We start from the raw sequence: 13,778 nt of genomic DNA on the forward strand, positions 1-13,778 counted from the left end.
ATTGTAGCCATTTTTATTATTTTGGATGAAAAACGTTTTTTGGAATTTTCCATTTTTATAATGTGCAACTACACTACGCCTTTTACTAATATCAACACCTAAGTAATCGATAAAAAAACCTCCTTTGAATAGTTGAGAAGCTAAAAACTTTACTTAACCTTTCTCATTTCATTTTCCTATACACGGTTTCAGGAACCCAACATACTACAAACGAATTTCAAAAGGCGAGAGTAAAGCTGACTTGTTTTTTATACGGATTTAAAATCCAAGAGTCTGGACAGTCTACTCCTCTCTATAACTATAAAAAATAGCTATGAAAAAATCTATCGTCATAGATTTCTTCATAGCTAATCTTAGTATGTTTTTTATGTGCTGTGCACTTTTTGTGGACCCAAAAACAAAAAGCCCACAACCACATGGGTTGCAGGCTACATAATGGAGACGGCGGGATTCGAACCCGCGTCCAGAGGTCCTGATACAAATCTTTCTACGTGTGTAGTTTATTGATAATTTTCGCATCATGCTAAGCAATAAACAACCAACATGATACTAGCTTGATTATATTTCATCTAAACAGACTTCAAGCGGCAGTGTTTAGCATATCCTACTAGGGTTGAATCGCGTTAACAGCACGTAGGAGATGCTGTTAGGCGATGCAGTGGCTATTACGCAGCTACTGCGAAATTATTGTTTGATTTGTCAGTTATATTTAACCGAAATGTGTTGATAACGGAGACAGCCCTCCGACACGCTTAATAAGCTCGGGGGACCCCTGTCGAATCCAAGAACGTCCCCTCAATTCAAATCAATCTAACAAAATACTTTGTTAAATCATTAATAAAACAATTTGACACTGCAATCAATCATATCAAAGATGGCCCGATTAAGCAATGATATTGCTTAATAACGGGCTTTAACTGCGCGATCAATATCTCGTTTTACCGCTTTTTCTTTAAGTGCTTGACGTTTGTCGTATTTCTTTTTACCTCTAGCAACGCCTAATAAAACTTTACATTGACCATGTTTTAAATATAACTTCAACGGAATAATAGAGTAACCTATTTCTCGTGTACGCTCACCTAATTTTTGAATTTCTTTTTTGTGCAATAGTAATTTACGTGTACGTAAAGGATCATGATTAAAACGATTTCCTTCTTCATATGGTGCAATATGCATATTATTCAGGTACATTTCGCCTCGTCTCACTTGCGCAAAGCTATCTTTTAAATTGGCACTACCACGACGTATGGATTTAATTTCAGTACCTCTTAAAGCAATACCCGCTTCAATTGTATCTTCAATATTGTAGTCATGTCTTGCTTTACGGTTTTCAGCTAACGTACCTGGTGATTTTGATTTTTTCTTAGCCACTATTACTCACCTCATCTTTGCTGACTATTTTTTCTTTCGACGTGATTTCTTCTTCACACTTTTATCTTTATAAAAAGGTTTGTGGTGCGTATTACCTTGTTTATCTTTTTTACGAGCATTTTTACCTTTACGTTGCTTACGCTTTTTCTTTTTACCTTTACCATTACGATCACTTTTAGTATGGTCTAAAGACTTGCCACGTGTTTTAGCTTGAATGGTTTTCTCACGAGCAGGTCGTTGTGATGATGTTTTTTTAGGTAATGGCATGCCAACAATTTGGAAATCTATCATGCGTTCTTCCACATCAACATGTGTCACTTTAACTTTGACCTCATCACCAATGCGAAAGACTTTTGCTTGACGTTCACCGATTAGTGCCATTTGTCGTTCATCAAAATGATAATAATCGTCTGTCATATTAGCGATATGAACCATACCCTCAATAGTATTAGGTAATTCTATAAACATACCAAAATTAGCAACCGAGCTAATGATACCTTCAAATTCATCACCAATATGTTGAATCATATACTCAGCTTTTTTCAATTCATCAGTATCACGTTCGGCTTCAATGGCACGACGTTCACGTTGTGATGTGTGCTCGGCTAATTCTGGCAACGTCTCTTCCCAATGACGTATTTCTTTCTTATCCATGGAATTCTCTATTAAATATTTACGTATTAATCTATGCACTGTTAAATCAGGATAACGGCGTATTGGAGACGTAAAGTGAGTATAGTACTCAGCAGACAAACCAAAATGCCCTAAATTAACATCATCATAATGTGCTTGTTGCATAGAACGTAACATCATGGTTGAAATAACCATTTGTTCTGGTCTACCTTCAACTTCTTCTTGAATGTTTTGTAATGTTGTCGGATGAATATCTTCACCTGTACCTTTAATCATAATACCAAAATTGGTAATAAAGTCGAAGAACTGTCTTAATCGGTCAGATTTTGGTTGTTCATGAACACGATAAATAAATGGTACTTCCAATTTATTGAAGTGTTCAGCTACTGTTTCATTGGCTGCTAACATGAACGATTCAATTAAACGTTCTCCTTCGCCGCGTTCTCTCATTAGCACTTCTGTTGGAATACCTTCGTCATTCACAAGTACTTTCGCTTCATTAATATCAAAATCAATTTCTCCACGACGTTTACGCATACGAATTAATCTATTTGATAAATCTTGCGCTAAATCTAACATAGGTGTTAAATCTTTATATTGTGAACGTATTTCAGAATCTTGATCAGTGATAATTTTGTTAACTGCATCATATGTCATTCTGTAGTTTGAATGTATTACACTATCAAAGATTTCATGCTTTACAACTTCGCCTCGTTCATTTATTTCCATTCGACAACTTAATGTTAAACGATCTTCTTCCGGATTTAATGAGCATATTCCATTACTTAGACGATGTGGAATCATCGGGATTACTCGATCGACAAGATACACACTTGTCGCACGATCATATGCTTCTTTATCTAAAGCTGAGCCTTCTTTTACATAGTAACTTACATCTGCAATACTAACTGTAAGCTCGGTGTTGCCATTTTTTAATTTTTTTACAGCAATGGCATCATCTAAATCTTTAGCATCTGCACCATCTATAGTGATTGTTAATTCATCTCTTAAATCACGACGCCCTTCGATTTCAGAGGGTTCTATTACATCTGGTACTTCTTCAGCTTCTTGTAATACAGCATCTGGAAACTCGATTTCTATTCCATGCTGGTAAATGATGGAAAGTATATCTACACCTGGATCATTTTTATGACCTAATATTGCTGAAACGTGGCCTTCTGGATTGTCTGTACTATCGGCATACTTCGTAATTTGTACTAATACTTTATGCCCATCTACAGCACCTAAATTTTGTCCTTTAGGTATAAAGATATCTTGCATGATACGTTTGTCATCCGGTAATACAAAACCAAAATGCTTTGCTTCGCTATACGTTCCAACAACTTGTGTAACTGAATGCTTTTCAATAGATTTTACTTCACCTTCAATTTTACCTTTATGTTCTCCACGAGATTTTTGAATTTCCACGATGACGGTATCTCCATCTAATGCTCTATTGATTTTAGTTGGTGGAATAAAAATATCGTCCATCTCGTCATCTTCAGGTCTTAAAAAAGCAAAGCCTTTTTTGTTTTGACTTAACGTTCCTTTGATTAGTTTTGAATTTGTTTTGTTGGATTGTTTACGTTGATATCTGTCTGTTCTTGTACGTTCAATTAAACCAGACTGTTCTAATTCAACGAGTATTTTAATTAAATCTCTAAATGAGTCGGCACTGTTTAAACCTAACGCATCTTGAAAGTCAGATACTGACATGGGTTCATAGTCAGGTTGTTTTATCATTTCTTCGATGGATTGCTTTAAATTCATTATGCCCCTCCTTTCTCTCCTACATCTTTATTTTTTACTCTGTCCATTCCAATGATTCTAAAAATTGATATACATCTTCAAAGACTTTCTCTTTTTCTTTATCAATGGTAATCACATGACCTGAATGTTGATACCATTTGATTTCTTTCTCATCAGAATCGACATGATTATATATATAATTTGCTGATTGAGGATCAATCATTGTATCTTGTTCTGCTTGTACGACAAGTATTGGATCAATTACTTCATCGACATGTTCTTTAACTCCATTTAGTGTGTCACTCAGTTCTTTCAGTGTTTCAGTTGGATGAAATTGTTCCATTTCTTGATCAATCGTTTGTTGATCTTTGCCTTCATATTTTTTAAAGTTACGTGCATATTCAAGAAATCCTTCATAAATCGAACCTTCTGTTTTATTCTCCATAGGTGCACACATAGTTATAATCCCCTTCACATCACGATTTAAACTTAGTTTTAATGCGAAGGCGCCACCTAATGATAAACCAGCTACTGCTATTTCTTCGTAACCTTGGTCTACTAAATAATCATAACCATCTAAAACATCTTTAAACCAAACAAAAGGGCTAGATTTTAATATTTCTTCTGGAGGCGCTGCATGTCCTTCATATTGTGGAGCATAAGATGTATAGCCCTTTTTTTGAAGGTAACGCCCAAGTTGTCTTACATCAGCAGAGTTACCTGTGAAGCCGTGAAGAAGTAACACTGCACGTTTACCTTCTTCAAAAAAGAATGGTTTTGGTAGTTTAATTTGCATGATTAAAATCCCTCTCCCTTATGATAAGTACTCAATCTATCCTAAATAAGTTAAGTCTTTCATCATATTTGATATATTTAAAAACTCTTCATTATTATCAAAATTACTTGATAAATCATTATTCCCTTTAACATATGATTTAAAAACATGGTTGTCTTAATTATAAAATAAAAAAGTCCGACAAGTATATCGTCGGACTCAGGCTGATAATACTTAATAGCAAATGTGATTCATTTGCCCTATCATTTATCAGTCTTGGTTAAGATTCATTTACTTCATTAAAACAAATATAATATTCTCTACATACCTAAGTAACTAATACAAAACATAAGTACAAAGAATAAAATAGCTAAAATTATTGTTAATCTATGCAAGAATAAATCGACGCCACGTTGTTTTTGTTTACCAAACAATTGTTCAGCGCCACCACTAATAGCACCTGAAAGTCCATTACTTTTACCTTCTTGGAGTAATACAACAGTCACTAATGCAATACAATCTATTATTAATAAAACGATGATTAATGTATGCATAAAAATTGTCCTCCGTTCATTATATACGAAAGAAATTATAACACATCTTTATTGATGTAATCAAACTTCTATCTATTGAAAGTACTTTTACGTTTAATAGAAACAACTAGCATATAAATTGCTAGAATAATAGATCCAATCACTACAATTAAAATTGGTAAAACTGCAAGTACATTTTTTACATCTAAAATACCTTGAATAAATAAGTAAAGATTTACGAGTGTAAATAGTGCATTAGAAATATATACGGCAAACATAAACCACCATAAATATGGATGGCGATTCCAGAAAGCAACAGTACCTGCCAAATAAGCTAAAATGTACATAATGCCAGTGTATCGGTCACTATTTAAAATGTTTTTTACTGCTGTATCTGATGTTTTTTGACCAGCTAAAGATAAAATTGATTTAGCTGTTGATTCATCTAATACAATAAAGTGGTGAAGGATAAGTAAAATACAAAACACTAATGAACTTATCGCAATTAAACGTCCCGTTCTTATTTCTTTAGCATTTGAGTCTGTCATAATTGTACTCCTTTTACAAAATTACTCACATTATTATATCAGTTTACATTAATAATTTAAAATGTACTTAACTAAAAAAGCCCGTTGCAGCCTCAACTCTGCAACGGACAATTCAATTAAGATATTAAATCATAAGCGTGAACTCTTATAAAAATTAAAGAGATATTATTTATCTAAATTGTAGAAAGATTTAATTCCTTCAAATTTAGCTGTTTCGTATAATTCATCTTCAATACGTAATAATTGATTGTATTTAGCAATACGGTCAGTTCTAGATAATGAACCTGTTTTAATTTGACCTGCATTTGTAGCAACTGCGATATCAGCAATTGTAGTATCTTCAGTTTCACCAGAACGGTGAGATACAACCGCAGTATATCCAGCTTTTTGAGCCATTTCAATAGCATCGAATGTTTCAGTTAATGTACCGATTTGGTTTACTTTGATTAAGATTGAGTTACCAATACCTTGTTCGATACCTTTAGATAAAATTTCAGTGTTAGTTACGAATAAATCATCACCAACTAATTGAACTTTATCACCGATACGATCAGTTAATTGTTTCCAACCTTCCCAATCGTTTTCATCCATACCATCTTCAATAGTGATGATTGGATATTTACCAATTAATTCTTCTAAGTAGTCAACTTGCTCTGCTGCACTGCGTTTAGCGCCGTGTTCACCTTCGAATTTAGTGTAATCATAAACACCATTTTCGTAGAATTCAGAAGAAGCACAGTCAAATCCTAAGAATACATCTTCACCTGGTTTGTATCCTGCTTTTTCGATAGCTTTAATAATAGTTTCAACAGCGTCTTCAGTACCTTCAAATCTAGGAGCGAAACCACCTTCATCACCTACTGCAGTTTCTAAACCGCGTTCACTTAAGATTGATTTAAGGTTATGGAAGATTTCCGCACCCCAACGTAATGATTCTTTGAATGATTCTGCACCTACAGGTAAAATCATGAACTCTTGGAAAGCAATTGGTGCATCTGAGTGAGAACCACCATTAACAATATTCATCATAGGCACTGGTAATTGTTTACCATTGAATCCACCTAAATATTTATATAATGGTTGACCTAATAAATCAGCAGCTGCACGAGCTACGGCAATAGAAACACCTAAAATTGCATTTGCACCTAATTTACCTTTGTTGTGTGTACCGTCTAATTGAATCATCATTTTGTCAATAGATACTTGATCTAAAACTGAAAATTCACCTTCAACGATTTCTGGTGCGATCATTTCGTTAACATTTTCTACCGCTTTAGTCACACCTTTACCTAAATAACGTGATTTATCTCCATCACGTAATTCAACTGCTTCATGTTCACCAGTAGAAGCACCAGAAGGTACTAATGCACGTCCGAAAGCACCGCTTTCAGTTAATACTTCAACTTCAACTGTTGGGTTACCACGTGAGTCTAAGACTTCGCGAGCGTAAACATCTGTAATAATTGGCATGTTTAATATCTCCTTTAATTATATTATATGACTATTATAGCCTTTTTCTAAACTTTTATAAAATGATAATACATATAAAATCAAGAAAATTTGAACATCTATACGTTGCTGTAAATTCTTAACCTTAATGCATCTATACTAATTTTTAATCAATGATTCACCTGTCATTTCAGATGGTTGCTTAACGTTTAATAAATCTAATAATGTCGGCGCTAAATCTCCTAAGCGTCCAGTTTCTCTTAATGTAACACCGTCTTTAGTTACAATAACTGGAACAGGATTAGTTGTGTGTGTCGTCATAGGTTGGTCGTCATCAGTTAACACTTGATCTGAGTTACCGTGATCTGCAGTGATGATGGCATGACCACCCATATCAATAATTTTGTCAACGACTTCACCAAGACACTCATCTACTGCTTCGATTGCTTTAATTGTTGGTTCTAGCATACCACTATGTCCAACCATATCTGGGTTAGCAAAGTTCAATAGAATTAAATCTAAGTCACCTTTATCTAACTCTTCTAATAATGCATCTTTAACTTCATATGCACTCATCTCAGGTTTCAAATCGTAAGTCGCTACTTTAGGAGAATCGATGAGTCTACGACGTTCTCCTTCAAATTCTTCATTTCGTCCACCACTCATAAAGTATGTCACATGTGGATACTTTTCAGTTTCAGCGATACGTAATTGTTTCAAGCCATTATCTTGAGCAACTTCACCGATTGTATTATTTAAGTCAACTTTTTCAAATACAATTTCAGCATCTACATTGTCATTATATTTCGTGAATGTAGCGTAGAATAAGTTGTCCACTTGTTCAACTTTAAATCCATCAAACGCTTTATTAGTAAAGATTTCTGAAAGTTGAGCTGCTCTATCTGGACGGAAATTATAGAAGATTACTGCGTCACCGTCGTTCACACCATCATTTTGGCCCTCAACTATAAACGGTTCGACGAATTCATCAGTCACATCATTTTTGTAATTAGCTTCAACGCCTGCTTTAGCTGAAGTAAATGTAGGACCTTCAAAGTTACGAATAGCATTATATGCACGTTCCTCACGATCCCAACGCTTGTCACGATCCATAGCATAATAACGTCCTGAAACCGAAGCGAATTGACCTACACCTAATTCCTTAAATTTATCTTCAGTTTCCTCTATATATTTCAAAGCAGATTTTTGATCAACATCACGACCATCTAAAAATGCGTGGACATATACTTTATCTATTCCTTGCTTTTTAGCTAATTCTAAAATAGCAAATAGATGCTTATAATGACTGTGTACACCACCATCAGAAAGCAATCCGAATACATGAAGTGCAGAGTCATTGTCTTTAACATGTTTAACAGCGTTATTTAATACAGTATTATCGAAGAATTCTCCGTCTTCAATCGATTTATTAATACGAGTTAAACTTTGATATACGATGCGTCCTGCACCAATATTCATATGTCCTACTTCAGAGTTACCCATTTGACCTTCAGGAAGACCTACATCTAAGCCACTTGCTTCTATTTGTGTTGTAGGATATTTTTCATAATATCGATCAAAATTAGGTTTGTGTGCTTGCTTAACTGCATTGCCATGTTCACTTTCACGATTTGCAAAACCATCTAAGATGATTAAGGCAGTTGGTTGTTTTGCCATAATTATTTTGCACCTTCTAACAATTGTACGAAATCTTCAACTTTTAATGATGCGCCACCTACTAGAGCACCATCGATATCTGATTGAGCCATATATTCTTTAATGTTATTAGGTTTAACACTACCACCATATTGAATACGTGTAGCGTCAGCAACCTCTTGACTAGATAAGTCAGCTAATGTTTGACGTACGTGAGCACACATTTCATTTGCATCTTCAGATGTAGATGACTTACCAGTACCGATAGCCCAAATTGGTTCATATGCAATAACAACTTCTTTAAGTTGATCATCTGATAAACCTTCGACAGCTTTTTTCACTTGATTACCTACGATTTCATTTGCTTTACCAGCTTCACGTTCTTCATCAGATTCACCTACACAAATAATAGGTGTCATACCGTGATTGAAGATAGCATGCGCTTTTTTGTTTACTTCTTCGTCAGTTTCGTGGAAATAGTCACGACGCTCTGAGTGACCAATCACTACATATTTAACACCTAATTCAGATAATGCTACTGGTGAAGTTTCTCCAGTATAAGCACCACTTTCTTCAAAGTAAGCGTTTTGTGCCCCAATTTTTAACCCTTTTGCTTTACCATCTTTAACAGCTGTTACTAAAGCGTCTAATTGGATTGTTGGTGCACAAATAACTGATTCTACTTCTTTAGGATCAGGTAATGTTGGTAATTCGTTTACAAAGTCTTTAGCTTCTTGAACTGTTTTATTCATTTTCCAGTTTCCGGCTATAATTGGTGTTCTCATTCATTACACTCCTTAATTTTTAGTGTTAAATTTGTAAGCTTTTATCCAAATACTTGCTTATTTCGAAATAAACATTGAAAGCAAAAATAACTTTCTCTTGTTTTATTCCCACATCAAAGTATTTAAAAACTTATTTATCATTAATAGCTTTTATACCAGGTAATTCTTTACCTTCTAAGTATTCTAATGATGCTCCTCCACCAGTAGAGATATGTGTGAAGTCATCTTCGAAACCTAATGAAATTGCTGCTGCAGCAGAGTCACCACCACCAATAATAGTAGTAGCGTCTTCCAATTTAGCAATAGACTCACATACACCGATTGTACCTTTAGCAAAATTACTAAATTCAAATACACCCATAGGTCCATTCCATACTACAGTATGTGCACCTTGTAATTCTTTATTAAATAATTCTACTGTTTTAGGCCCAATATCCATTGCTTCTTGATCTGAGGGGATTTCATTGATAGATACTTCAGTGATTTTTGCATCATTAGAAAATTCTTTAGCGATTTTACAATCTACAGGTAATACTATTTGATCGCCATTATTCTCTAACAAGTCTTTAGCAAAATCAATTTTATCTTCTTCCAATAATGAAAGACCTATTTCCTTACCTTGCGCTTTAATAAACGTATAAGCCATACCGCCACCGATTAAGATTTTATCTGCGATATTAACTAAATTTTTGATAACATTAATTTTATCTGAAACTTTAGCGCCACCTAAAATAGCAACTACCGGTTTTTGTGGATCATTCACTACGCCACCAATAAATTTAATTTCTTTTTCCATTAAATAACCGGCTGCTGTTTCTAAATGAGTAGAAATACCTACATTTGACGCATGTTCACGATGCGCTGTACCGAATGCATCATTAACAAATACATCACCTAATGACGCCCAATATTTACCTAATTCAGGATCATTTTTAGACTCTTTTTTACCATCTAAATCTTCGAAACGTGTATTTTCAACTAATAAAACATCGCCTTCATTTAAGTTTTCAATTGCTGTTTCAAGTTTTTCGCCACGTGTTTCAGGAACGAATATAACTTCTTTACCTAATTGCTTAGATAAGTTTTCAGCAACAGGCTTAAGTGAAAGTCCTTCTTTATCACTTTCTTCTTTAACTTTACCTAAGTGAGAGAATAAAACTAATTTACCACCTTGTTCAATAATGTATTTGATTGTTGGTAATGCTTGAACAATTCTGTTGTCATTAGTGATTTCACCATCTTTAATTGGAACGTTAAAATCAGCGCGCTCAAGAACAACTTTACCTTTTAAATCTAAGTCTGAAACGATTTTTTTAGCCATTATCTATTTCCTCCTTCGTATAGGAAAACTTTATATAAAAATAAGCGGAGAAGCGTATGTGCTCCCCGCTTACTCATAAGCTTATATATCTAATTAAACAGTACAGAGCACTAGTCAAATTATGAACGTATAGAAGAGCTTTACACTCTTCACGCTATAACTTTAAATAACGTGCTTATCCGTTAAGCTTCAATTATTTAGAAAGTTCAGCTAAGTGAGCTAATGTACGTACTAATTGAGCAGTGTAAGACATTTCATTGTCGTACCAAGCTGCAACTTTAACTAATTGACGATCTCCAACAGTCATAACACGAGTTTGAGTCGCATCGAATAATGAACCGTAAGTCATACCAACGATATCAGAAGATACGATTTCGTCTTCAGTGTAACCGAATGATTCGTCTGAAGCTTGTTTCATAGCACTGTTAACTTGGTCAACAGTTACATCTTGTTTGTCTAATACTACAGTTAATTCAGTTAAAGAACCAGTAGCAACTGGAACACGTTGTGCTCCACCGTCTAATTTACCATCGATTTCTGGAATAACTTTACCGATAGCTTTAGCAGCACCTGTTGAGTTAGGGATAATATTTTCTGCTGCTGCACGTGCACGACGTTTGTCACCTTTTCTGTGAGGTGCGTCTTGTGTATTTTGGTCACCAGTGTAAGCGTGAATTGTAGTCATGAAACCTTCAACTAAACCGAATTCATCACTTAAAACTTTTGCAACTGGTGCTAATGAGTTAGTAGTACAAGAAGCACCTGAAACAACTGTTTCTGAACCGTCTAATGTGTCATGGTTAGTGTTGAATACGATTGTTTTTACATCACCTTTAGCTGGAGCTGAGATTAATACTTTTTTAGCACCTGCATCGATGTGAGCTTGTGCTTTTTCTTTATCAGTATAGAAACCAGTACATTCTAATACTACGTCGATATCTAAATCGCCCCATGGTAATTTACCAGCATCTGGTTCATCGAATGATTTAATTTCTTTACCGTTAACACGGAATCCACCTTCGATAACTTCAACTTCTCCAGTGAAACGACCTTGCATAGTATCGTATTTTAATAAATGAGCTAACATATCGTCATCTGTTAAGTCGTTAACTGCAACTACTTCAAGACCTTCTACATCTTGAATTCTTCTGAATGCTAAACGACCAATTCTACCAAAACCATTAATTGCTACTTTAATTGCCATTATAATGGCCTCCTTTAAAATGATATTTAAAAAGTATTAAACTTTTTATTACTATTGTAAAATGACTTTTGCTGCGGCTTCATCTGTAATCAATACAGTGTTTTCCGGTGCAATTGAAAGATAAGCTTTAATAGCTTCTCCTTTTGATTGTCCACCAGCAACCGCAAAAATAAACTCTTTGTTCTCAAGATTCTCTAGTTGAAGGCCAATCGTTTTGACCTTATGAACTATTTGACCCTGAGCGTCAAAATAATATCCAAAAGCTTCTCCAACGGCTTGATGATGTTGAAGGTTATCAATCACATCTTGAGATGATTGACGTCGATGCGCCATCTTCAGCGCATCACCAATGCCGTGTATTGTAATATTAGCTTGCTTGATTTTATCCAGTGTATGCATGACAGAAGGTTCCAACATTAACGTATCGTATGTGGACTCACTCACGTTGTCTGGGACATAGAGTGTTGTGTAATAACCACCAGCTTGTTGGGCCATACTCGAAGCGATTGTATTCGCTTGATAAACGACATTTTCTCCAAGTCCACCTCTAGCTGGAACAAAGAATACGTTAAAAGGTAATAAATGTATCGACTCACTCACGCACGCCATTGTTGAACCACCAGTTACAGATACAATAGCATCTTCATAAAGTATACCTTCTAAAAGTTGCCCAGCCTGTTGACCCATTTCACGTTTTACAGTTCGGTTAGAATCGGAATCTCCTGGAATGACATGTACATCTTTAATATGAAATTTATCTTTGATAGCTCTAGCCAATTTATGGTCATCGCTATAAACGTTAAAGTATTCACCTAGTTGTGCTAATACTTCAGTACCTTCATTAGTAATTTCCATTCCCGTAGGCTTGACACGAATTAATTCTTGCTTCTTTAACATATCTGTTTCCGACCGTAATACTCTCTCAGTCATATCCATATGTTCACTTAGACTTCGTCTTCCTACAGGTTGATTTTGAGAGATAGTAGATAAAATATAAAAGCGTCTATACATCTTATCAATAAGATCAGGTATAAGCTTTTGTTGAACTTTAATTAAGTCTTTCACTACTACCTTCCTCCTTATATCTTTGTAACAAAGGTACCTGAGAGGCAATCATAACTAAGCTTTGACTTTTTAAGTCCCGCCTGGGACAAAATCTAACCTCTTTACACTTGCAATACTACTATTACGTATTATAAATTGCAAGTGAATTCACTCATTTTCTAAGTTAAATTATAAAAGTTTGCAGGAAAACGATTACAAACAAAGTATAGGCCTCATTCTTGTATAGTAATTTAATTAATCTTCGCTGTTTAAATTACTCTACCCAAATTAAATTTTATTCATACATTTGTTTTATTTAGTTGTTATGATTAACTATAATTTAAATATGAATAAAACTAGAGTGAGGTAAAACAATGTCGAATTATAATCATTCTGACGAAAAAATCGAAGTTATAGATCCGAGTGATGATAGATATAAAAGAGATGATTATTTTAATAAAAATTCATCTCAAAATAATCAAAATTTAAAAACTTTTAATCAAACTTATTCTTATAGTTGCACTCATTCAGGATGCGGCTGTATGTTAGGCTGTTTAACTATTTCACTTATTTCATTCTTACTTTCATTACTAATTTTTTGGATTATATAAATATAAAAAGGGTGGGACTGAATTCATTTTGAATTCGAAGTCCCACCCACTGGGTTAACTCGAGTTAATAAAGATTAAAATGAACAAATCATGACTTAC

General features: G+C 34.5%; 12 protein-coding genes and 1 other RNA gene. 1 reads left to right on the forward strand and 12 read right to left on the reverse strand.

All coding sequences use genetic code 11. The features are described 5' to 3' along the window. Positions 1–433: 433 nt before the first annotated feature. The 12 genes from ssrA to HMPREF2897_RS02935 all read right to left on the reverse strand — a co-directional run bounded on the left by ssrA (position 434) and on the right by HMPREF2897_RS02935 (position 13,089). Positions 434–795: a transfer-messenger RNA gene (gene ssrA / locus HMPREF2897_RS02880) on the reverse strand. Positions 796–900: 105 nt separating this feature from the next. Further along, positions 901–1,371 (reverse strand): SsrA-binding protein SmpB, encoded by a 471-nt coding sequence (gene smpB, locus HMPREF2897_RS02885; protein WP_001829588.1) that lies wholly within the window; start codon positions 1,369–1,371, stop codon positions 901–903. 24 nt (positions 1,372–1,395) lie between these two features. After that, positions 1,396–3,774: a ribonuclease R gene (rnr, locus tag HMPREF2897_RS02890; RefSeq protein ID WP_070592641.1), complete on the reverse strand. Its 2,379-nt coding sequence runs from the start codon at positions 3,772–3,774 to the stop codon at positions 1,396–1,398. A 34-nt stretch (positions 3,775–3,808) separates the two neighbouring features. Further along, a complete protein-coding gene (locus tag HMPREF2897_RS02895) occupies positions 3,809–4,549 on the reverse strand; it encodes an alpha/beta hydrolase (RefSeq protein ID WP_002457574.1) in 741 nt (246 codons plus the stop codon). A 299-nt stretch (positions 4,550–4,848) separates the two neighbouring features. Then, positions 4,849–5,082, reverse strand: coding sequence for a preprotein translocase subunit SecG (gene secG, locus HMPREF2897_RS02900; RefSeq protein ID WP_001829669.1), 234 nt, complete (start codon positions 5,080–5,082; stop codon positions 4,849–4,851). Positions 5,083–5,150: 68 nt separating this feature from the next. After that, a complete protein-coding gene (locus HMPREF2897_RS02905; protein ID WP_002445967.1) occupies positions 5,151–5,609 on the reverse strand; it encodes a hypothetical protein in 459 nt (152 codons plus the stop codon). Between the two features lie 165 nt (positions 5,610–5,774). Further along, a complete protein-coding gene (gene eno / locus HMPREF2897_RS02910; protein ID WP_001829595.1) occupies positions 5,775–7,079 on the reverse strand; it encodes a surface-displayed alpha-enolase in 1,305 nt (434 codons plus the stop codon). A 138-nt stretch (positions 7,080–7,217) separates the two neighbouring features. Then, a complete protein-coding gene (gpmI, locus tag HMPREF2897_RS02915; protein WP_070592642.1) occupies positions 7,218–8,735 on the reverse strand; it encodes a 2,3-bisphosphoglycerate-independent phosphoglycerate mutase in 1,518 nt (505 codons plus the stop codon). A gap of 2 nt (positions 8,736–8,737) precedes the next feature. After that, positions 8,738–9,499 (reverse strand): triose-phosphate isomerase, encoded by a 762-nt coding sequence (gene tpiA / locus HMPREF2897_RS02920; RefSeq protein WP_002476189.1) that lies wholly within the window; start codon positions 9,497–9,499, stop codon positions 8,738–8,740. 130 nt (positions 9,500–9,629) lie between these two features. Further along, the gene (gene pgk / locus HMPREF2897_RS02925; RefSeq protein ID WP_002445963.1) at positions 9,630–10,820 is read right to left on the reverse strand and encodes a phosphoglycerate kinase; all 1,191 of its coding nucleotides are present in this window, start codon (positions 10,818–10,820) and stop codon (positions 9,630–9,632) included. Positions 10,821–11,013: 193 nt separating this feature from the next. Further along, a complete protein-coding gene (gene gap, locus HMPREF2897_RS02930) occupies positions 11,014–12,024 on the reverse strand; it encodes a type I glyceraldehyde-3-phosphate dehydrogenase (protein ID WP_001829667.1) in 1,011 nt (336 codons plus the stop codon). A 51-nt stretch (positions 12,025–12,075) separates the two neighbouring features. Then, positions 12,076–13,089, reverse strand: a complete 1,014-nt coding sequence (locus HMPREF2897_RS02935; protein ID WP_002476209.1) for a sugar-binding transcriptional regulator — start codon at positions 13,087–13,089, stop codon at positions 12,076–12,078. 353 nt (positions 13,090–13,442) lie between these two features. Between HMPREF2897_RS02935 and HMPREF2897_RS02940 the strand changes: the two genes are divergently transcribed. Beyond that, positions 13,443–13,679: a hypothetical protein gene (locus tag HMPREF2897_RS02940; RefSeq protein ID WP_002476210.1), complete on the forward strand. Its 237-nt coding sequence runs from the start codon at positions 13,443–13,445 to the stop codon at positions 13,677–13,679. Positions 13,680–13,778: the final 99 nt, after the last annotated feature.

Source organism: Staphylococcus sp. HMSC065D05 (assembly GCF_001813195.1).
GTDB lineage: Bacteria > Bacillota > Bacilli > Staphylococcales > Staphylococcaceae > Staphylococcus > Staphylococcus epidermidis.